The 20,547-nt window shown below is 48.9% G+C and carries 19 protein-coding genes; 10 read left to right on the top strand and 9 right to left on the bottom strand.

Annotated features, from left to right (window positions below):
• Positions 1 to 277: 277 nt before the first annotated feature.
• From RGV86_RS13625 to RGV86_RS13615, 3 genes are all read left to right on the top strand, one after another.
• Positions 278 to 568, top strand: a complete 291-nt coding sequence (locus RGV86_RS13625) for an HTH-type transcriptional regulator (RefSeq protein WP_010344962.1) — start codon at positions 278 to 280, stop codon at positions 566 to 568.
• A 280-nt stretch (positions 569 to 848) separates the two neighbouring features.
• The gene (gene cspE, locus RGV86_RS13620) at positions 849 to 1,061 is read left to right on the top strand and encodes a transcription antiterminator/RNA stability regulator CspE (RefSeq protein WP_000014594.1); all 213 of its coding nucleotides are present in this window, start codon (positions 849 to 851) and stop codon (positions 1,059 to 1,061) included.
• 140 nt (positions 1,062 to 1,201) lie between these two features.
• Positions 1,202 to 1,273, top strand: coding sequence for a hypothetical protein (locus RGV86_RS13615; protein WP_212741842.1), 72 nt, complete (start codon positions 1,202 to 1,204; stop codon positions 1,271 to 1,273).
• Here RGV86_RS13615 and hokA read toward each other — a convergent pair.
• The 4 genes from hokA to RGV86_RS13595 all read right to left on the bottom strand — a co-directional run bounded on the left by hokA (position 1,250) and on the right by RGV86_RS13595 (position 5,108).
• Complete coding sequence (gene hokA, locus RGV86_RS13610; RefSeq protein WP_001135738.1) at positions 1,250 to 1,402, bottom strand: type I toxin-antitoxin system toxin HokA; 153 nt, start codon at positions 1,400 to 1,402, stop codon at positions 1,250 to 1,252. The two genes, RGV86_RS13615 and hokA, sit on opposite strands and share 24 nt — an antisense overlap.
• Before the next feature lie 321 nt (positions 1,403 to 1,723).
• A complete protein-coding gene (gene glyS / locus RGV86_RS13605) occupies positions 1,724 to 3,793 on the bottom strand; it encodes a glycine--tRNA ligase subunit beta (protein ID WP_021550005.1) in 2,070 nt (689 codons plus the stop codon).
• A gap of 9 nt (positions 3,794 to 3,802) precedes the next feature.
• Positions 3,803 to 4,714 (bottom strand): glycine--tRNA ligase subunit alpha, encoded by a 912-nt coding sequence (glyQ, locus tag RGV86_RS13600; RefSeq protein ID WP_001168544.1) that lies wholly within the window; start codon positions 4,712 to 4,714, stop codon positions 3,803 to 3,805.
• A gap of 94 nt (positions 4,715 to 4,808) precedes the next feature.
• Entirely contained in the window at positions 4,809 to 5,108 is a 300-nt protein-coding gene (locus RGV86_RS13595; protein WP_085461393.1) for a YsaB family lipoprotein, read from the bottom strand.
• A 174-nt stretch (positions 5,109 to 5,282) separates the two neighbouring features.
• On the opposite strand from RGV86_RS13595, the gene RGV86_RS13590 reads away from it, so the two are divergent.
• A complete protein-coding gene (locus tag RGV86_RS13590) occupies positions 5,283 to 6,278 on the top strand; it encodes an acyltransferase (protein ID WP_085461394.1) in 996 nt (331 codons plus the stop codon).
• Between the two features lie 41 nt (positions 6,279 to 6,319).
• Here RGV86_RS13590 and yiaA read toward each other — a convergent pair whose 3' ends face one another.
• The 4 genes from yiaA to xylA all read right to left on the bottom strand — a co-directional run bounded on the left by yiaA (position 6,320) and on the right by xylA (position 10,150).
• Positions 6,320 to 6,757, bottom strand: a complete 438-nt coding sequence (gene yiaA / locus RGV86_RS13585) for an inner membrane protein YiaA (RefSeq protein WP_085461395.1) — start codon at positions 6,755 to 6,757, stop codon at positions 6,320 to 6,322.
• A gap of 35 nt (positions 6,758 to 6,792) precedes the next feature.
• On the bottom strand, positions 6,793 to 7,134 hold the full coding sequence (yiaB, locus tag RGV86_RS13580; protein ID WP_010344952.1) for an inner membrane protein YiaB: 342 nt from the start codon (positions 7,132 to 7,134) through the stop codon (positions 6,793 to 6,795).
• A 167-nt stretch (positions 7,135 to 7,301) separates the two neighbouring features.
• Positions 7,302 to 8,756 carry a xylulokinase gene (xylB, locus tag RGV86_RS13575; protein ID WP_085461396.1) on the bottom strand — a complete coding sequence of 485 codons (1,455 nt, stop codon included), beginning with the start codon at positions 8,754 to 8,756 and terminating at the stop codon, positions 7,302 to 7,304.
• A gap of 71 nt (positions 8,757 to 8,827) precedes the next feature.
• A complete protein-coding gene (gene xylA / locus RGV86_RS13570) occupies positions 8,828 to 10,150 on the bottom strand; it encodes a xylose isomerase (RefSeq protein ID WP_001149550.1) in 1,323 nt (440 codons plus the stop codon).
• Between the two features lie 367 nt (positions 10,151 to 10,517).
• Between xylA and xylF the strand changes: the two genes are divergently transcribed.
• From xylF to xylR, 4 genes are all read left to right on the top strand, one after another.
• The gene (xylF, locus tag RGV86_RS13565; RefSeq protein ID WP_000694881.1) at positions 10,518 to 11,510 is read left to right on the top strand and encodes a D-xylose ABC transporter substrate-binding protein; all 993 of its coding nucleotides are present in this window, start codon (positions 10,518 to 10,520) and stop codon (positions 11,508 to 11,510) included.
• Positions 11,511 to 11,586: 76 nt separating this feature from the next.
• On the top strand, positions 11,587 to 13,128 hold the full coding sequence (gene xylG / locus RGV86_RS13560; protein ID WP_024212363.1) for a D-xylose ABC transporter ATP-binding protein: 1,542 nt from the start codon (positions 11,587 to 11,589) through the stop codon (positions 13,126 to 13,128).
• Positions 13,106 to 14,287: a xylose ABC transporter permease XylH gene (gene xylH / locus RGV86_RS13555; RefSeq protein ID WP_000047001.1), complete on the top strand. Its 1,182-nt coding sequence runs from the start codon at positions 13,106 to 13,108 to the stop codon at positions 14,285 to 14,287. Before xylG ends, xylH begins: the two co-directional genes overlap by 23 nt.
• 77 nt (positions 14,288 to 14,364) lie before the next feature.
• Entirely contained in the window at positions 14,365 to 15,543 is a 1,179-nt protein-coding gene (xylR, locus tag RGV86_RS13550; protein ID WP_309508363.1) for a D-xylose utilization transcriptional activator XylR, read from the top strand.
• Between the two features lie 185 nt (positions 15,544 to 15,728).
• Here the strand turns inward: xylR and RGV86_RS13545 are convergent, their stop codons facing one another.
• Positions 15,729 to 16,553: a protein bax gene (locus RGV86_RS13545; RefSeq protein WP_016160045.1), complete on the bottom strand. Its 825-nt coding sequence runs from the start codon at positions 16,551 to 16,553 to the stop codon at positions 15,729 to 15,731.
• A gap of 410 nt (positions 16,554 to 16,963) precedes the next feature.
• On the opposite strand from RGV86_RS13545, the gene malS reads away from it, so the two are divergent.
• Together malS and avtA are read left to right on the top strand one after the other, a co-directional pair.
• The gene (gene malS / locus RGV86_RS13540; protein ID WP_085461398.1) at positions 16,964 to 18,994 is read left to right on the top strand and encodes an alpha-amylase; all 2,031 of its coding nucleotides are present in this window, start codon (positions 16,964 to 16,966) and stop codon (positions 18,992 to 18,994) included.
• A gap of 176 nt (positions 18,995 to 19,170) precedes the next feature.
• Positions 19,171 to 20,424, top strand: a complete 1,254-nt coding sequence (gene avtA / locus RGV86_RS13535; protein ID WP_085461399.1) for a valine--pyruvate transaminase — start codon at positions 19,171 to 19,173, stop codon at positions 20,422 to 20,424.
• Positions 20,425 to 20,547 lie beyond the last annotated feature (123 nt).

Raw genomic sequence — 20,547 nt, 5'->3', positions numbered from 1 at the left:
TTGTTAAAAACAGGCATTGCTATTGCGTTTTTGTGGTCAGCACATCCCTTCTCTTGGTAGGCCAAATTTTCGGAATCTTTACAATCCCAGGACGCTGAGAAATATTTCGGCATTAATCATATCGTTAGACGACTATAAGTCACGGCAACTTAGTAGCTGAATCGAATCATACTTAAATCACTCACGGGTTTCTCCCCGCTGTGTCTGCTTTTCCCGACTATTCTTAATGAGCTTCGATGAAATTCACGATCCCGCAGTGTGATTTGAGGAGTTTTCAATGGAATATAAAGATCCAATGCATGAGCTGTTGAGTAGCCTGGAACAAATTGTTTTTAAAGATGAAACGCAAAAGATTACCCTGACGCACAGAACAACGCCTTGTACCGAAATCGAGCAATTACGTAAAGGGACAGGGTTAAAAATTGATGATTTCGCCCGGGTTTTGGGCGTATCAGTAGCCATGGTGAAAGAATGGGAGTCCAGACGCGTAAAGCCTTCCAGTGCCGAACTAAAATTGATGCGCCTGATCCAGGCCAACCCAGCATTAAGTAAACAGTTGATGGAATAGACTTTTATCCACTGTATTGATGTTTACGGTCCTGATGACAGGACCGTTTTCCGACCAATTAATCATAAATATGGAAAATAATTGTTGCATCACCATTCAATGCGTGGCTTAATGCACATCAACGGTTTGACGTACAGACCATTAAAGCAGTGTAGTAAGGCAAGTCCCTTCAAGAGTTATCGTTGATACCCCTCGTAGTGCACATTCCTTTAACGCTTCAAAATCTGTAAAGCACGCCATATCGCCGAAAGGCACACTTAATTATTAAAGGTAATACACTATGTCCGGTAAAATGACTGGTATCGTAAAATGGTTCAACGCTGACAAAGGCTTCGGCTTCATCACTCCTGACGATGGCTCTAAAGACGTGTTCGTACACTTCTCTGCTATCCAGAACGATGGTTACAAATCTCTGGACGAAGGTCAGAAAGTGTCCTTCACCATCGAAAGCGGCGCTAAAGGCCCGGCAGCTGGTAATGTAACCAGCCTGTAATCTCTGCTTAAAAGCACAGAATCTAAGATCCCTGCCAATTGGCGGGGATTTTTTTATTTGTTATTTCAGGAAATAAATAATCGATCGCGTAATACAATCTATTATTATTTTTATAAAGAATAAATTTGGGTGCAATGAGAATGCGCAACACCGTAAGAAAGGCGGGAATAATTTCCCGCCAAAGACTCTTACTCTTTCAAATTGCAGGCTAAAAATGCCGCCAGCTCATAGCTTCCCTGTTTAATATGCAATTCACACAGTGAATCTCTTATCATCCAGGTGAAAAATAAAAGCGTGAAACAAATCACTATTAAAGAAAGCAATCTATATTTCTGCGGCATTCCCAGCCTCCTGTGTTGATTTCCAACGAGTAAGAGGCTAACCTTATGGTGTTCAGGCATAGGGCAGCCTCACTTTGATTTATAGTCAGGTGGGGCTTTTCTCTGTCTGCCTTTTGGTGAATACCTGAGACAAACAGTCTCAAGCACCCAGACTTATTTTAGCGTAATAACCTCTTTTCCTCTCCTTAATAAATTCCGAAAAAAATATCATAAAATTAACATATGAGATGATTTTTATTCAGCAGAAGATTATTAAAGGTAGCTGTATTATTTAGTGAAAAAAAAGTCTGCCATCTGGCAGACTTTTTAATAAAGGAGTTATTACTGCAGTAAAGAAATATCCGCTACACGCAGGAATAATTCGCGCAGTTTTTCCAGCATGGTCAGACGGTTGATACGTAGTTCTTTGTCATCGACCATTACCATCACTTTATCGAAGAAGGCATCAACCGGTTCACGCAACTCAGCCAGTTCGACCAGCGCATCCTGATAACGACCTTCTGCGAAGTACGGCTCCAGCTTGTCGCGCAATACAACTACCTGCATCGCCAGTTTAATTTCTTCCGGCTCTTTCAGGGTGGAGGCATTCACGCGATCGCTCAGCACTTCGTCTGATTTCGCCAGAATGTTAGATACACGCTTGTTCGCCGCCGCCAGTGCTGCCGCTGCTTCCAGGGTACGGAAGTGCGATACCGCCTTCATGCGGGCATCAAAATCTGCCGGACGAGTCGGACGACGCGCCAGTACCGCCTGGATGGTGTCGACGGTGTAACCTTCGTCCTGATACCAGGCGCGGAAGCGACCGAGCATAAAGTCGATAACGTCATCCACCACATTGGCGTTAGTCAGCTTATCACCGTACAAGCGCACAGCTTCTTCGGTCAGCGTTTGCAGATCAAGATTGAGGTTCTTCTCAACGATAATACGCAGCACGCCCAGCGCCGCACGACGCAGCGCAAACGGGTCTTTATCACCTTTCGGATGCTGACCAATACCGAAGATGCCCGCCAGGGTATCCATCTTGTCAGCAATCGCCAGCGCACAGGCTACCGGGTTAGACGGCAGGGAATCACCGGCAAAGCGCGGTTGATACTGCTCGTTCAGCGCCACCGCGACATCTTCCGCTTCACCATCATGACGCGCGTAGTGCATACCCATAACGCCCTGGGTGTCGGTGAACTCAAAGACCATGTTGGTCATCAGGTCACACTTGGACAGCAGCCCCGCACGAGTTGCGTGGTTAACGTCAGCGCCAATCTGTTCAGCGATCCAGCCAGCCAGAGCCTGAATGCGGTCAGTTTTATCGCGCAGCGTCCCCAGCTGTTGCTGGAACAGCACGGTTTGCAGGCGCGGCAGGTTATCTTCAAGACGTTTTTTACGGTCGGTGTTGAAGAAGAACTCGGCATCAGCCAGACGTGGACGAACGACTTTCTCGTTACCAGAGATAATTTGCTGCGGATCTTTCGACTCAATGTTGGCAACGAAGATAAAGTTCGGCAGCAGTTTGCCGTCGTTCGCATACACCGGGAAGTATTTCTGGTCACCTTTCATGGTATAAACCAGTGCTTCAGACGGCACAGCGAGGAATTTCTCTTCGAATTTCGCGGTCAGAACAACCGGCCATTCAACCAGCGAAGCCACTTCTTCCAGAAGGCTTTCGCTTAAGTCAGCATTACCGCCAATCTTACGCGCCGCTTCTTCAGCATCGGCTTTAATCTTCGCCTTACGCTCTTCGTAATCGGCGATGACTTTCCCGCGCTCGCGCAGAATTTCCGGATACTGATCGGCATTGTCGATGGTAATTTCCGGCTCACCCATAAAGCGATGTCCACGAATTACGCGATCGGACTGAATACCCAGAATGGTTGCCGGAATGACTTTATCGCCCAGCAGCAAAGTTACGGTGTGCACCGGACGCACGAAGTGCACGTCAGACGCGCCCCAGCGCATCAGTTTCGGGATCGGTAGTTTCGCCAGCGAAGTGGCTACCATGTTCGGAACAAGTGCCTCGGTGCTTTCGCCCTTCACATGAGCGCGATACAGTAGCCATTCGCCTTTGTCAGTAGTCAGACGCTCGGCCTGGTCAACGGAGATCCCGCAACCACGCGCCCAGCCTTCTGCTGCTTTACTCGGTTTGCCTTCGGCGTCGAAAGCCTGGGCAATCGCCGGGCCGCGTTTTTCGATTTCACGGTCAGGCTGGGCTTCCGCCAGGTTAGCCACTTTCAGCGCCAGACGACGCGGAGCCGCAAACCATTGAACGGTGCCGTGTGCGAGGCCAGCGTTATCCAGCTCCGCAGTAAAGTTCGCAGCAAAGGACTCAGCCAGGCTGCGCAGTGCTTTTGGTGGCAGCTCTTCAGTGCCGATTTCCACCAGAAAAGTTTTCTCAGACATAGCCGCCTCTTACTTATCTTTGTTGCACATCGGGAAGCCGAGGGCTTCACGGGAAGCGTAGTATGCTTCTGCCACTGCTTTGGTCAGGGTGCGAATGCGCAAAATATAACGCTGACGCTCAGTGACGGAGATGGCTTTACGCGCATCCAGCAGGTTGAAGCTGTGGGCGGCTTTCAGAATACGCTCGTAGGCAGGCAGCGGCAGCGGATTTTCCAGCGCCAGCAGCTGCTGCGCTTCTTTCTCGTACTGCTCGAAGCAGGTGAACAGGAAGTCCACGTCCGCGTATTCGAAGTTATAAGTGGACTGCTCCACTTCGTTCTGATGGAACACGTCGCCATAAGTGGTTTTACCCAGCGGGCCGTCGCTCCAGACCAGGTCGTAAACGCTGTCTACGCCCTGAATGTACATCGCCAGACGTTCCAGACCATAGGTGATCTCGCCGGTAACCGGTTTACACTCCAGACCACCAACCTGCTGGAAGTAAGTGAACTGCGTCACTTCCATGCCGTTCAGCCACACTTCCCAGCCCAGCCCCCAGGCACCCAGCGTCGGGTTTTCCCAGTTATCTTCCACGAAACGAATATCGTGGATAGTCGGGTCCATGCCCAGCTCTTTCAGAGAACCGAGGTACAGCTCCTGGATATTGTCCGGCGATGGCTTAATCACCACCTGGAACTGATAGTAATGCTGTAAGCGGTTGGGGTTTTCGCCGTAGCGACCATCGGTCGGGCGACGAGAAGGCTGGACATAAGCAGCCGCCATCGGTTCTGGCCCCAGCGCGCGCAGACAGGTCATTGGGTGAGAGGTTCCCGCGCCGACTTCCATGTCCAATGGTTGAACAATGGTGCAGCCCTGGCGAGCCCAGTAATCCTGTAAGGTCAGGATCAAGCCCTGGAAGGTCCTGGTATCAAACTTTTGCATATTATTTCGTGCTGGATACGTGTGGATTTAAAGGAAGGGATCAGTATACCCGCTGGATGGAAGATATACAGTACGAAACGGGAAAAAGCAGGGCTTAACGCATGGAAAGATGCAAAAAATGGCCATCCGTGTCAAAAGAACAGACAAAGTGCTCTTTCCGAAAGGTATAGCCGCGCATTTCGTAACTCCCCTGGAACTGTTCAAATGCGGTGACGTCGATTTTTTGCTCGCCGGTGTTATAACGTTTTGCTGCCTGATCCTTGCATAAGGCTTCCATATTCAACGAACGCAGCGGATCAACTTTTACCCGTTGTGCTTTCTGTACGGGTGGCGTTGTTGAGCATCCTACTAACACCATAAGCGCCATTACCGGAAAGAAAGAGTTCATCATCATTAAATTACCGTCTGGTTTGCAGGTGAGTCTTATTATTTATATCGGTATAGTGGCTGATATCTTACGAATTTCCTCAAGCCTCTATAAGCTGTAGTGATAAAACTCAGATTATTCCAGTGCACCAACCGAATGATTTATCAGTCAGACTTTTTTTAACCAGATACAGAGACACAGATGCAGCCCAAAATTTACTGGATTGATAACCTGCGAGGGATAGCGTGTTTAATGGTGGTGATGATTCACACCACTACCTGGTATGTGACCAATGCCCATAGTGTTAGCCCTATCACCTGGGATATCGCGAATATTCTAAATTCTGCCTCTCGTGTCAGCGTACCGCTATTTTTCATGATTTCCGGCTATCTCTTTTTTGGCGAACGCAGCGCCCAGCCGCGCAATTTCTTGCGCATCGGCTTATGCCTGCTGTTTTATAGCGCAGTTGCGCTGCTCTACATTGCACTGTTTACTTCCATCAATGTGGAGATATCGCTGAAAAACCTGCTACAAAAGCCGGTGTTTTATCATTTATGGTTTTTCTTCGCGATTGCGGTGATTTATCTGGTTTCGCCGCTGATTCAGGTAAAGCACGTCGGCGGTAAAATGTTGTTGGTGCTAATGGTGGTGATTGGCATCATCGCCAACCCAAACACAGTGCCACAGAAGATCGACGGTTTTGAATGGCTACCAATTAACTTATATATCAATGGCGATACTTTTTACTACATCCTGTATGGCATGTTGGGCCGCGCCATTGGGATGATGGACACGCAACACAAGCCACTGTCGTGGATGAGCGCCGCACTGTTTATCGCCGGGGTATTTATTATCTCTCGCGGGACATTATATGAATTACAGTGGCGCGGAAACTTTGCTGATACCTGGTATCTTTACTGTGGTCCGATGGTTTTTATCTGCGCAATTGCGTTACTGACTCTGGTAAAAAATACACTGGATACGCGTACTGTTAGCGGGCTTGGACTGATATCCCGTCATTCTCTGGGTATATACGGGTTCCACGCGTTGATTATCCATGCGCTGCGCACCAGTGGTATTGAGCTTAAAAGCTGGCCAATACTGGATATTATTTGGATCTTTTGCGCGACGCTGGCAGCAAGCTTGTTGCTTTCTGTACTGGTACAACGAATCGATAAAAACAGATTAGTAAGTTAAGTAAAAGCCCGGTCACACTGGACTGACCGGGCTTACGTAGATTATTCGCTATATTCTTCCTGCGCAACCATCGTTTCTTTTGGTGCGTTGATCCCAGCATCACGGATATTTTTCTGCACCGCTACTGCACCAAACAAGCTTAAAAAGAAGGCCAGACCATAGAAGCCTTTTTCGCTGAGTAATAACGTCGCATTCCACAGACCTACCATCAGTAATGCAACAGAGATAATAAACACAGTCAGGCAGGTCATATAATAAATGGAGGTGGTCGGTATGCCTTCATACTTGTCCCGAACGGTCTTTTGATAAGACGCTGCAGAAAACAGTCCTAATACCAGTACGGCAAAATAATATCCTTTTTCATTTAACTGCATCTCTGCATTCCATAGCCCTAACAGATAGGTAACGATACCACCAACGAGAGCTATCCATGACACAATACTGAATGCCGGAGAATAGGTTGATATTTTGTTTTCCATCACTGACTTCCTTTCATTCCTGAAGCTTAAGAGCTTTATGCCGAGCGAAATACTCGCATTTGACCAAACAAGCAGACAAAAAAGGCGATGGGGTAGATCACCATTTCATAAGCATTGATAGGTGCGTTTAAAACACCGATAAACAAGAGACCGATGGTGATTAACGCTACCAACTGGCAGATGCGGATAAACAAATCATCCAGTTGCCCAAGTTTTTCTGCGCGCAGATATGCATAGTTACCAAAAGTCCCCGTCATTAACACGCCAAGAAAATAGCCTTTGCCACTTAACAATGGACATGAGATCCATAATCCAATCAGATAAACCAGCGCCCCGACCACAAATAATAGTTTTGCTACAGTCTTTGAGGTTTTCATAACGTTCTCCATATCTACCTGCGATACATTACGAGTAACCAACGAAAGACAAAACTGAAAAATGCCATTAACAAATGATTTTCAGAATAAATTCATATAAAAAATTAATATATTCTAAATATATATAGATGGAGATTATCCCCCGCCACATAAGGCAGGGGGAAATATTATGCCATTAGCGGCAGAAGTTGCTGATAGAGGCGACGGAACGTTTCACGTCGTGGCTGATAAGCGGTATAACGCTGCGCATCCGGCAGATGCGACTGTTCTAAGGGCAGTTGTGGCAACAATTCAATGAGCGATTTCTCTGGATTCGCAGCAATCTGTGCCAGCCTTGCTGCGCCCAGTGCAGGGCCTACATCCCCCCCCGTGCGGTAATCCAGTTGCTGACCGCTAATATCCGCCAGCATCTGACGCCAGTACTCGCTACGCGCTCCGCCACCAATCAGTGTAATGCTTTGCGGTTGAATGCCACAGGCATGTACGACATCCATGCCATCCGCCAACGCATACCCCACGCCTTCCAGTACCGCGCGAGCCAGTTCTGCGGGGCCGTGTTGATGGGTCAGACCGAAGAAAACGCCCTTTGCCTGTGGATTATTGTGCGGCGTGCGCTCGCCGGAAAGATAAGGCAAAAACCAGACAGGATCGACATTCTCATCGGCCTGCTGAGCTGCGGCAATTAAAGCGGGGACATCGCTCAGACCGGTTAATTTCGTCGCCCAGTCCAGACACGACGCCGCACTCAGCATCACCGACATTAAATGCCAACGCTCAGGTAAAGCATGGCAAAAGCTGTGTACGGCACTTTCCGGCTTACTTAGGAAACCTTCGCTCACCGCAAAATAAACGCCTGAAGTCCCCAGCGATAACATTGCCTGGTTGGCATCAACCATACCCACACCAACCGCGCCAGCCGCATTATCGCCGCCGCCCGCAACAACCGGCACTGCATTCATTCCCCACGCTTTTGCAACCTCAGGTTGCAAAGTGCCGGTAATTTCGCTGCCTTCGTATAATGCTGGCATCTGATCTCGAGATAACTGGCAAGCCTCCAGCATAACATCGCTCCAGTCACGCTTTGCGACATCCAGCCACATGGTGCCGGCTGCATCAGACATATCACTGGCGAATTCTCCCGTCATCCGCAGACGCAAATAATCTTTCGGCAATAATACTTTGTCTACCTGAAGGAATATCTCTGGCTCGTTTCGCTGAATCCACAGTAATTTAGGCGCGGTAAATCCGGGCATCATCAGGTTGCCTGTAATATTCCGCGACTGCGGAACTCGCGCTTCCAGCAAAGCACACTCCTCCGCGCAGCGCCCGTCGTTCCACAAAATGGCGGGACGTAGCACCCGCTGCTGAGCATCAAGTAAAGTAGCACCATGCATTTGCCCGGCAATACCCAATGCTTTAACGTCTCGCAGAGAATGCTGTTCACCCAGGATTTTCATCGCGCGACCAGTCGCCAGCCACCACTGTTCCGGATCTTGCTCCGACCAGAGTGGATGCGGACGCGAAACGGTTAGTTTTTCCGTTTGCGAAGCGACCACTTCACCTTGCTCGTTGAGCAAAATAACTTTTACGCCCGATGTGCCAAGATCTATCCCGATATACATAGCGATTGTTCCTTAAAAAAATGCCCGGTATCGCTACCGATAACCGGGCTTGCGGACTGCACAATTAGCCGTTATTTGTCGAACAGATAATGATTTACCAGATTTTCCAGTTGCTCCTGGCGTCCACTCTGATGCACCGGCGCCAGATTGTTGTCCTGAGCATATTTTGCTAAATCAGCCAATGACATTTGACCTTTCAGGATTTGCTGACCCAGTTCACTATTCCAGCCGGAATAACGTTGTGCTACGCGTTTATCCAGTTCGCCGTCTTCAATCATGCGGGCTGCAATTTTCAGTGACAGCGCCATCGTATCCATCGCCCCAATATGACCGTAGAACAGATCATATTTATCAGTGCTCTGACGACGTACTTTGGCATCAAAGTTCAGACCGCCGGTCGTGAAGCCACCTGCTTTGAGGATTTCATACATTACCAGCGCGTTCTCTTCCACGCTGTTCGGGAACTGGTCAGTATCCCAGCCCAGTTGCGCGTCGCCACGGTTAGCATCGACAGAACCGAACAGACCAAGCGCAATGGCTGTGGCAATTTCATGGTGGAAAGAGTGCCCCGCAAGCGTCGCGTGGTTCGCTTCAATATTCAGTTTAATCTCTTTTTCCAGGCCAAACTGTTTCAGGAAGCCGTAAACCGTTGCGGCATCGTAATCATATTGATGTTTGGTCGGTTCTTGCGGTTTCGGTTCGATAAGCAGCGTGCCCTGGAAACCGATTTTATGTTTATGCTCAACCACCATCTGCATAAAGCGACCAAGCTGTTCACGCTCCTGACGAAGATCGGTATTCAACAGAGTTTCATAACCTTCACGACCGCCCCACAGCACATAGTTTTCACCACCCAGTTTATGCGTTGCTTCCATCGCGGTAACAACTTGTGTAGCTGCCCAGCTAAAGACTTCGGGATCTGGATTCGTCGCCGCGCCTGCGCCATAGCGAGGGTTAGTAAAGCAGTTGGCTGTTCCCCACAGCAGTTTCACGCCGCTCTCTTCTTGCTTGCCAGCCAGCACATCGACCATTTGCGCAAAGTTATTGATGTACTCTTTTAACGATGAGCCTTCCGGGGAAACATCCACGTCATGGAAGCAATAAAACGGCACATGTAGTTTGTGGAAAAACTCGAATGCGACATCGGCTTTACGCTTCGCCAGCGCGAGGGCTTCGCCAGGCTGCTGCCACGGACGATTAAACGCGCCCACGCCAAACATGTCCGCCCCGTTCCAGCAGAAGGTGTGCCAGTAGCAGGCGGCAAAACGCAAGTGGTCTTCCATACGCTTGCCCAACACCAGTTCGTCGGGGTTGTAATGACGGAATGCTAACGGGTTAGAGGATTTCGGACCTTCATAACGAACGCGATCGAGCTGGTCAAAATAGGCTTGCATAATGAACTCCATAATCAGGTAATGCCGCGTGTGATGGATGATGTCGTAATATTGGGCACTCCCTTTCAGTTGCTCAATTATGTTATTTCACACTGCTATTGAGATAATTCACAAGTGTGCGCTCGCTCGCAAAAATAATATGGAATGATGAAACCGGGTGATTTCTCGAATAGAAAAATGCAACAAGTACAATTAATCAACAAAAGTAAGATCTCTGTCATAAATCAAGAAATAAACCAAAAATCGTAATCGAAAGATAAAAATCTGTAATTGTCTTCCCCTGTTTAGTTGCTAAAAATTGGTTACGTTTATCGCGGTGATTGTTACTTTTTTAAGCTGTCCTCTAACAACAGAAGGCCTCTGAATCATGAAAATAAAGAACATTTTACTCACCCTTTGCACCTCACTTCTGCTTACTAACGTCGCGGCGCACGCCAAAGAAGTAAAAATAGGAATGGCGATTGATGATCTCCGTCTTGAACGCTGGCAAAAGGATCGGGATATCTTTGTTAAAAAAGCAGAATCTCTCGGTGCAAAAGTATTTGTACAATCTGCGAATGGCAATGAAGAAACCCAAATGTCGCAGATTGAAAACATGATTAACCGGGGCGTCGACGTTCTTGTCATTATTCCGTATAACGGTCAGGTATTAAGTAACGTTGTAAAAGAAGCCAAACAAGAAGGTATAAAAGTATTAGCTTACGACCGCATGATTAATGATGCAGATATCGATTTTTATATTTCTTTCGATAATGAAAAAGTCGGCGAACTGCAAGCAAAAGCCCTGGTTGATATCGTCCCACAAGGCAATTATTTCCTGATGGGTGGCTCCCCGGTCGATAACAACGCCAAGCTATTCCGCGCCGGGCAAATGAAAGTATTAAAACCTTATGTTGACTCAGGAAAAATTAAAGTCGTTGGCGACCAATGGGTTGATGGCTGGTTACCAGAAAATGCGCTGAAAATTATGGAAAATGCGCTAACTGCCAACAATAACAAAATTGATGCGGTTGTTGCCTCAAACGATGCTACCGCTGGCGGGGCAATTCAGGCATTAAGCGCGCAAGGTTTATCAGGGAAAGTAGCAATTTCCGGCCAGGATGCGGATCTCGCGGGCATAAAACGTATTGCTGCCGGTACGCAAACTATGACGGTGTATAAACCCATTACGTTGTTGGCAAATACTGCCGCAGAAATTGCCGTTGAGTTGGGCAATGGTCAGGAACCAAAAGCAGATACCACACTGAATAATGGTCTGAAAGATGTTCCATCCCGCCTGCTGACACCAATCGATGTTAATAAAAACAACATCAAAGATACGGTAATTAAAGACGGATTCCACAAAGAGAGCGAGCTTTAAGCATCACGCCCCGGCGCTGACCGGGGCGTGATTTCTCTCCATGCCGCGTGAACTGATTGGCTTAGGTGGAGTCGTTATGTCTTATCTACTTGAAATGAAGAACATTACCAAAACCTTCGGCACCGTGAAGGCGATAGATAACGTCAGCTTGCGGCTAAACGCTGGCGAAATCGTCTCACTCTGTGGGGAAAATGGGTCTGGTAAATCAACGCTGATGAAAGTGCTGTGTGGAATTTATCCTCATGGCTCCTACGAAGGCGAAATTATTTTTGCTGGCGAAGAGATTCAGGCAAGTCACATCCGCGATACCGAACGCAAAGGCATCGCCATCATTCACCAGGAATTAGCCCTGGTGAAAGAATTGACCGTGTTGGAAAATATCTTCTTGGGTAACGAAATAACCCACAATGGGATTATGGATTATGACCAGATGACGCTACGCTGCCAGAAGCTATTAGCACAGGTCAGTTTATCCATTTCACCCGATACCCGCGTTGGCGATTTAGGGCTTGGGCAACAACAACTGGTTGAAATTGCCAAGGCGCTAAATAAGCAGGTGCGTTTATTAATTCTCGATGAACCGACAGCCTCATTAACCGAGCTGGAAACCACGGTTTTACTGGATATTATTCGCGATCTGCAACAACACGGTATCGCCTGTATCTATATTTCGCACAAACTCAACGAAGTTAAAGCAATTTCCGATACGATTTGCGTTATTCGCGACGGTCAGCATATAGGAACACGTGATGCAGCCGGAATGAGCGAAGACGATATTATCACTATGATGGTAGGGCGAGAATTAACGGCACTTTACCCTAACGAACCGCATATCACGGGTGATGAAATATTACGTATTGAGCACTTGACGGCGTGGCATCCGGTTAATCGCCATATTAAACGAGTTAATGATGTCTCTTTTTCTCTGAAACGCGGTGAAATACTGGGTATTGCCGGACTGGTCGGCGCCGGGCGTACCGAAACCATTCAATGCCTGTTTGGCGTTTGGCCCGGACAGTGGGAAGGGAAAATCTATATTGACGGCAAACAGGTGGATATTCGCAACTGCCAGCAAGCGATCGCCCAGGGTATTGCGATGGTGCCAGAAGACAGAAAGCGCGATGGCATCGTTCCGGTAATGGCAGTTGGTAAAAATATTACCCTCGCCGCACTCAATAAATTTACCGGAGGGATCAGCCAGCTTGATGATGCCGCAGAGCAAAAATGTATTCTGGAATCCATCCAGCAACTCAAAGTTAAAACGTCGTCCCCCGACCTTGCTATTGGACGTTTGAGCGGCGGCAATCAGCAAAAAGCGATCCTCGCTCGCTGTCTATTACTTAACCCGCGCATTCTCATTCTTGATGAACCCACCAGGGGTATCGATATTGGCGCGAAATACGAGATCTACAAATTAATTAACCAACTCGTCCAGCAAGGTATTGCCGTTATTGTCATCTCTTCTGAATTACCTGAAGTACTCGGCCTTAGCGATCGTGTGCTGGTGATGCATGAAGGAGAACTAAAAGCCAACCTGATAAATCATAACCTGACTCAGGAGCAGGTGATGGAAGCCGCATTGAGGAGCGAACATCATGTCGAAAAGCAATCCGTCTGAAGTGAAATTAGCCGTACCGACATCCGGTGGCTTTTCTTGGCTGAAATCACTGAATTTACAGGTCTTCGTTATGATTGCAGCGATCATCGCAATCATGCTGTTCTTTACCTGGACCACCGATGGCGCCTACTTAAGCGCCCGTAACGTTTCCAACCTGCTGCGCCAGACCGCAATTACCGGCATTCTCGCGGTAGGTATGGTGTTCGTCATAATTTCTGCTGAAATCGACCTCTCGGTCGGCTCCATGATGGGGCTATTAGGCGGGGTCGCCGCTATCTGCGACGTTTGGTTGGGCTGGCCGCTGCCGCTCACTATCATTGTGACATTGGTTCTGGGGCTGCTTCTCGGAGCATGGAATGGGTGGTGGGTCGCGTACCGCAAAGTCCCGTCATTTATTGTCACCCTGGCAGGCATGTTGGCATTTCGCGGCATCCTTATTGGTATCACCAACGGCACGACCGTTTCCCCCACCAGCGCCGCGATGTCACAAATTGGGCAAAGCTATCTACCAGCAAGTACCGGTTTCATCATCGGCGCGCTTGGTTTAATGGCTTTTGTCGGCTGGCAATGGCGCGGAAGAATGCGCCGTCAGGCTTTGGGTTTGCAGTCTCCGGCATCTACAGCGGTGGTCGGTCGCCAGGCATTAACGGCTATTATTGTTTTAGGCGCAATCTGGCTGCTAAATGATTACCGTGGCGTTCCTACTCCTGTTCTACTGCTGACGTTGCTGTTACTCGGTGGAATGTTTATGGCAACACGGACAGCTTTTGGGCGACGCATTTACGCTATTGGCGGTAATCTGGAAGCGGCACGGCTATCCGGGATTAACGTTGAACGAACAAAACTTGCTGTGTTTGCTATCAACGGTTTGATGGTAGCCATCGCCGGGTTAATTCTTAGTTCTCGACTTGGCGCTGGTTCACCTTCTGCGGGGAATATCGCCGAGCTGGACGCGATTGCAGCATGCGTGATTGGTGGTACTAGTCTGGCAGGCGGTGTGGGAAGTGTTGCCGGAGCAGTAATGGGGGCATTCATCATGGCTTCACTAGATAACGGTATGAGTATGATGGATGTACCGACCTTCTGGCAGTATATCGTCAAAGGTGCGATTCTGTTGCTGGCAGTATGGATGGACTCCGCAACCAAACGCCGTTCCTGACTTTGATAAAAATTTTCTCAAAGCCGGTAACGTATTACCGGTTTTGAGTTTTTACATGATTCAGCAGGAAAAGAACCATGTTTACTAAACGTCATCGCATCACGTTGCTGTTCAATGCTAATAAAGCCTATGACCGTCAAGTAGTAGAAGGTGTAGGGGAATATTTACAGGCGTCGCAATCGGAATGGGATATTTTCATTGAAGAAGATTTCCGCGCCCGCATTGATAAAATCAAGGACTGGTTAGGAGATGGCGTCATCGCCGACTTCGACGATAAACAAATCGAGCAAGCATTGGCTGATGTCAACGTCCCTATTGTTGGCGTTGGTGGCTCGTATCACCTGGCAGAAAGCTCTCCGCCCGTACATTACATTGCCACCGATAACTACGCGCTGGTTGAAAGCGCATTTTTGCATTTAAAAGAGAAAGGCGTTAACCGCTTTGCTTTTTATGGTCTGCCAGAGCCGAGCGGCAAACGCTGGGCCGCCGAACGCGAGTATGCCTTTCGCCAGCTTGTGGCTGAAGAGAAGTACCGAGGTGTGGTTTATCAGGGGCTGGAAACCGCACCAGAGAACTGGCAACACGCGCAAAATCGGCTGGCAGACTGGCTGCAAACGCTGCCACCGCAAACAGGAATTATTGCCGTCACTGACGCCCGGGCGCGGCATATTCTGCAAGTATGCGAGCATCTGCACATCCCCGTACCGGAAAAATTATGCGTGATTGGCATAGATAACGAAGAATTGACCCGCTATCTTTCGCGTGTCGCCCTCTCTTCTGTCGCCCAGGGCGCCCGACAAATGGGCTATCAGGCGGCAAAACTTTTGCATCGCTTATTAGATAAAGAAGAGATGCCGTTGCAGCGGATTTTGGTTCCGCCAGTCCGTGTCATCGAACGGCGTTCAACGGATTACCGTTCGCTGACCGATCCCGCCGTTATTCAGGCCATGCATTACATCCGCAATCATGCCTGCAAAGGAATTAAAGTGGATCAGGTTCTGGATGCGGTGGGCATATCGCGATCTAATCTTGAGAAACGGTTTAAAGAAGAAGTGGGTGAAACTATTCACGCCATGATTCATGCCGAGAAGCTGGAGAAAGCGCGCAGCCTGCTGATTTCTACTACCTTGTCGATCAATGAGATATCGCAAATGTGCGGTTATCCATCGCTGCAATACTTCTACTCTGTTTTTAAAAAAGCGTATGACACGACACCAAAAGAGTATCGCGATGTAAATAGCGAGGTAATGCTGTAGCGGAAGGGGAAAATCCGCCTGGCAACATTTCGTGGTTGTCGGATGCGGCGTGAACGCCTTATCCGACCTACCCGCCAGGCATGATAAGACGCGCCAGCGTCGCATCAGGCAATTCAGCACAACCACCTGATGCGAGCAAAAGCCCTATCCGACCAACAAGCCGGATAAGGCTCAAGGGAATGCAATTACATATGCGCGGCAATTAACCGCTGGTTATCCTGGTACATCGCGAACAGGTAGTTGTTATAGCTCTGCCCTTTCGTGGAATAACCTTTCAGCTTATGAATCATCGCTGTGGCGGTAACTTCCTGATCCGCTTTACGCAATTGTGCACGTGATTTGCGGAAAGAAGCGTAAGCCGGATGCGTATTCAGGTTAGTGACATAGGCGCTCACCGATTCTTTTACAGAACTGAACTGAGAGTACCCCTTCACTTTACCCGGCGCATTGGTACAACGCCCTTTCATGCACTTCATGCCGAACAGGTTGTTGTTACTACGCGCCAGCTTCGACGTTCCCCAACCGCTTTCTGCGGCAGCCATCGTCGCTACCATACTGGTCGGGATAATGTCTACGCGTTCGAGTAGCGTATTCCACGGGATTTTTCGCGTATTACCGGACCACTTCACCTTATAGCGTTTGGCAATGTCTTGTAGACGTGCACGCTCTGAAGGCGACCATTGCCCCTGGTACTGTTTTGAAATCAGCCAGTTACGTTCCGCCGTAATGGCAGCATTTTGGCTGGTAATATAGGGCATTACAGTCCGGAGAAACGCTTTTTTTCTTGGTGTTCCGGAAGGGTATTTTCGCAAATCAGGAAGTGAACTGCTCTTTGCACTATTGCGAGAATACTCTTGTTTACTGCTTACCTGTTTATTACTAGCTTTAGTTAAGTGGGACTTTTGACTCGTTGTTGTCGTGTGCGTCTTCGCTAACACCTCACTCGAAAACACCAGAGTGAGTAACATAAGAATCATCGCCCCATATCGTCGTATGGGAGTCAAAATCATCAGGTCTCCTGATCGGATTTAATCATTCAAACACCTTATACTCGTCATACTTCAAGTTGCCTGTACTGCGTAAACGCTGTTCAAAACGCCATTGGTGTTTTGTCCTGCAACTCGAATGATTTAGAGTAATATTTTTCCCAAATTTGAGAGTTGAATCTCAAATCATATCAAAAATAGCGGTCAAGCGCACCCCAAGGAATAGTCCAAATCTGAAACTATGTCACGTGGTAATGGTTCAGATTGGTGCAAGATCGCAGAAAATGTGGATTTTATCGCAAAATTCAGCCGTTTTTTGCGCGCGATCGCTCACCCCTGCTTCTCATCCTGTGGACTTACTATTCAGGGATGAGCTTTGTCTGGCTATTCGCTGGCAAACTGTCTTAAATCGCAGCAATAAGGACTCACCCGCCATGAAACTTTCCGCCTGTTTTCTGACACTCCTTCCCGGCTTTGCCGTTGCCGCCAACTGGACTTCGCAGGGGTTCCCCATCTTTACCGAACAGGGGACAGGAACATTTGTCAGCCACGCTAAGCTGGCTAAAAGTACGCGTCCACTAACGCTAAATTTTGACCAACAGTGCTGGCAACCAGTGAATGCGATAAAACTCAATCAGATGCTTTCCCTGCAACCTTGCGATAACACACCGCCACAATGGCGATTGTTCAGAGCTGGCGAATATAAGCTGCAAATCGACACCCGCTCCGGCACGCCAACGTTGATGATTTCGATCCAAAACACCGCCGAACCAGTAGCAACCCCAATCCGTGAATGCCCGAAATGGGATGGACGACCACTTACGCTTGATGTCAGTGCCACTTTCCCGGAAGGTGCGGCAATCCGTGATTATTACAGCCAACAAATCGCGACGGTGAAAAACGGTCAAATAACGTTACAACCTGCCGCCACCAGTAACGGCTTGCTACTGCTGGAACGGGCAGAAACTGGCACCTCTGCCCCTTTCGACTGGCATAACGCCACCGTTTACTTTGTGCTGACAGACCGTTTCGAAAACGGCGATCTCAGCAATGACCAGAGCTACGGTCGTCATAAAGACGGTATGGCGGAAATTGGCACTTTTCACGGCGGCGATTTACGCGGCCTGACCAACAAACTGGATTATCTCCAGCAGCTCGGCGTCAATGCCCTATGGATCAGCGCCCCATTTGAGCAAATTCACGGCTGGGTAGGCGGTGGTACAAAAGGCGATTTCCCGCATTATGCCTACCACGGTTATTACACACAGGACTGGACGAATCTTGATGCAAATATGGGCAACGAAGCCGATCTACGGACGCTGGTTGATAGCGCGCACCAGCGCGGTATTCGTATTCTCTTTGATGTGGTGATGAACCATACCGGTTATGCCACGCTGGCGGATATGCAGGAGTATCAGTTTGGCGCGTTATATATTTCTGGTGATGAGCTGAAAAAAACGCTGGGTGACCGCTGGAGCGACTGGAAACCCGCCGCCGGGCAAACCTGGCATAGTTTTAACGATTACATTAATTTCAGCGACAAAACAGGGTGGGATAAATGGTGGGGGAAAAACTGGGTCAGAACGGATATTGGAGATTACGACAATCCTGGATTCGACGATCTCACCATGTCGCTGGCCTTTTTACCGGATATAAAGACCGAATCTACCACCGCTTCAGGTCTGCCGGTGTTCTATAAAAACAAACCGGATACCCACGCTAAAGCCATCGATGGCTATACGCCGCGCGATTATTTAACTCACTGGTTAAGCCAGTGGGTTCGCGACTACGGGATTGATGGTTTTCGGGTCGACACCGCCAAACATGTTGAGTTGCCCGCCTGGCAGCAACTGAAAACTCAGGCCAGCGCCGCACTTAGCGAATGGAAAAAAGCGAATCCCGATAAAGCGTTAGATGGTAAACCTTTCTGGATGACCGGCGAAGCCTGGGGTCATGGCGTGATGCAAAGTGACTACTATCGCCACGGCTTCGATGCGATGATCAACTTCGATTATCAGGAACAGGCGGCGAAAGCCGTCGATTGTCTGGCGCAGATGGATACCACCTGGCAGCAAATGGCAGATAAATTGCAGGATTTCAACGTGTTGAGCTATCTCTCCTCGCATGATACCCGCCTGTTCCGCGAAGGAGGCGACAAAGCAGCAGAGTTATTATTATTAGCGCCAGGCGCGGTACAAATCTTTTACGGTGATGAATCCTCGCGTCCGTTCGGAGCCACCGGCTCAGATCCGCTGCAAGGCACACGCTCGGATATGAACTGGCAGGATGTTAGCGGTAAATCTGCCGCCAGCGTTGCGCACTGGCAACGCCTCGGTCAGTTCCGCGCCCGCCATCCAGCGATTGGCGCGGGTAAGCAGACCACATTGCCACTGAAACAAGGTTATGGATTTGTCCGTGAACATGGCAATGATAAAGTGATGGTTGTCTGGGCGGGGCAACAGTAACTTTTCCGGCTTCCCACTTGCAGTATGTCGGGAAGCCGTATTCCAGTATAAAAGACCAGACATATCATAAACCTTAGCATGATACGCCAATCCTCTTGCAGCAACCCGATTTGCACCCCAGCAAATGTAGCGTTATTGTTACTTTCCTTGCTACAGAGTTCGACAGATATCCCGCTATGACATTCTCCCTTTTTGGTGACAAATTTACCCGCCACTCCGGCATTACGCTGCTGATGGAAGATCTGAACGACGGCTTACGCACGCCCGGCGCGATTATGCTCGGCGGCGGCAATCCGGCGCAGATCCCGGAAATGCAGGACTACTTCCAGACGCTGCTGACCGACATGCTGGAAAGCGGCAAAGCCACTGATGCGCTGTGTAATTACGACGGCCCGCAGGGGAAAACGGAGCTACTCACACTACTTGCCGAAATGCTACGCGAGAAGCTGGGTTGGGATATCGAACCACAGAATATTGCACTAACAAACGGCAGCCAGAGCGCGTTTTTCTACTTATTTAATCTGTTTGCCGGACGCCGCGCCGATGGTCGGGTCAAAAAAGTGCTGTTCCCGCTGGCACCAGAATACATTGGCTACGCTGACGCCGGACTGGAAGAAGATCTTTTCGTCTCTGCGCGTCCAAATATTGAACTGCTGCCAGAAGGCCAGTTTAAATACCACGTCGATTTTGAACATCTGCATATTGGCGAAGAGACCGGGATGATTTGCGTCTCCCGTCCAACGAACCCAACAGGCAATGTGATTACTGACGAAGAGTTGCTGAAGCTGGATGCGCTGGCGAATCAACACGGCATTCCGCTGGTGATTGATAACGCTTATGGCGTCCCGTTCCCGGGTATCATCTTCAGCGAAGCGCGCCCGCTGTGGAATCCGAATATCGTACTGTGCATGAGTCTTTCCAAGCTGGGTCTACCAGGCTCCCGCTGCGGCATTATCATCGCCAATGAAAAAATCATCACCGCCATCACGAATATGAACGGCATTATCAGCCTGGCGCCTGGCGGTATTGGTCCGGCGATGATGTGTGAAATGATTAAGCGTAACGATCTGCTGCGCCTGTCAGAAACGGTCATCAAGCCGTTCTACTACCAGCGTGTTCAGGAAACTATCGCCATCATTCGCCGCTATTTACCAGAAGATCGCTGCCTGATTCATAAACCCGAAGGAGCCATTTTCCTCTGGCTATGGTTTAAGGATTTGCCAATTACCACCGAGCAGCTTTACCAGCGCCTGAAAGCGCGCGGCGTGCTGATGGTGCCGGGGCACAACTTCTTCCCTGGGCTGGATAAACCGTGGCCGCATACGCATCAATGTATGCGCATGAACTATGTGCCGGAGCCGGAGAAAATTGAGGCAGGCGTGAAGATTCTGGCGGAAGAGATTGAACGCGCCTGGACTGAGAGTCATTAAAAATTGCCTGATGCGCTACGCTTATCAGGCCACATAATTTCTGCAATATATTGAATTTGTAAGATTTTGTAGGCCAGATAAGACGTTCACGCCGCATCCGGCATTAACAAAACGCACTATTCC

The organism is Escherichia ruysiae (genome assembly GCF_031323975.1).
GTDB classification, from domain to species: Bacteria; Pseudomonadota; Gammaproteobacteria; order Enterobacterales; family Enterobacteriaceae; genus Escherichia; species Escherichia ruysiae.
Note: the sequence above shows the minus strand (reverse complement) of the source record. Positions and strands in the feature narration are given on the sequence as shown.

Excerpts from the sequence above, each read along its gene's own strand:
- RGV86_RS13590 (WP_085461394.1), top strand. The coding sequence starts at position 5,283 with ATGCAGCCCAAAATTTACTGGATTGATAACCTGCGAGGGATAGCGTGT.
- cspE (WP_000014594.1), top strand. The coding sequence starts at position 849 with ATGTCCGGTAAAATGACTGGTATCGTAAAATGGTTCAACGCTGACAAA.
- RGV86_RS13545 (WP_016160045.1), bottom strand. The coding sequence starts at position 16,553 with ATGATTTTGACTCCCATACGACGATATGGGGCGATGATTCTTATGTTA.
- xylA (WP_001149550.1), bottom strand. The coding sequence starts at position 10,150 with ATGCAAGCCTATTTTGACCAGCTCGATCGCGTTCGTTATGAAGGTCCG.
- xylF (WP_000694881.1), top strand. The coding sequence starts at position 10,518 with ATGAAAATAAAGAACATTTTACTCACCCTTTGCACCTCACTTCTGCTT.
- hokA (WP_001135738.1), bottom strand. The coding sequence starts at position 1,402 with ATGCCGCAGAAATATAGATTGCTTTCTTTAATAGTGATTTGTTTCACG.
- xylG (WP_024212363.1), top strand. The coding sequence starts at position 11,587 with ATGTCTTATCTACTTGAAATGAAGAACATTACCAAAACCTTCGGCACC.
- xylH (WP_000047001.1), top strand. The coding sequence starts at position 13,106 with ATGTCGAAAAGCAATCCGTCTGAAGTGAAATTAGCCGTACCGACATCC.
- xylB (WP_085461396.1), bottom strand. The coding sequence starts at position 8,756 with ATGTATATCGGGATAGATCTTGGCACATCGGGCGTAAAAGTTATTTTG.
- avtA (WP_085461399.1), top strand. The coding sequence starts at position 19,171 with ATGACATTCTCCCTTTTTGGTGACAAATTTACCCGCCACTCCGGCATT.
- glyS (WP_021550005.1), bottom strand. The coding sequence starts at position 3,793 with ATGTCTGAGAAAACTTTTCTGGTGGAAATCGGCACTGAAGAGCTGCCA.
- malS (WP_085461398.1), top strand. The coding sequence starts at position 16,964 with ATGAAACTTTCCGCCTGTTTTCTGACACTCCTTCCCGGCTTTGCCGTT.
- xylR (WP_309508363.1), top strand. The coding sequence starts at position 14,365 with ATGTTTACTAAACGTCATCGCATCACGTTGCTGTTCAATGCTAATAAA.
- yiaA (WP_085461395.1), bottom strand. The coding sequence starts at position 6,757 with ATGGAAAACAAAATATCAACCTATTCTCCGGCATTCAGTATTGTGTCA.
- RGV86_RS13625 (WP_010344962.1), top strand. The coding sequence starts at position 278 with ATGGAATATAAAGATCCAATGCATGAGCTGTTGAGTAGCCTGGAACAA.
- glyQ (WP_001168544.1), bottom strand. The coding sequence starts at position 4,714 with ATGCAAAAGTTTGATACCAGGACCTTCCAGGGCTTGATCCTGACCTTA.
- yiaB (WP_010344952.1), bottom strand. The coding sequence starts at position 7,134 with ATGAAAACCTCAAAGACTGTAGCAAAACTATTATTTGTGGTCGGGGCG.
- RGV86_RS13595 (WP_085461393.1), bottom strand. The coding sequence starts at position 5,108 with ATGATGATGAACTCTTTCTTTCCGGTAATGGCGCTTATGGTGTTAGTA.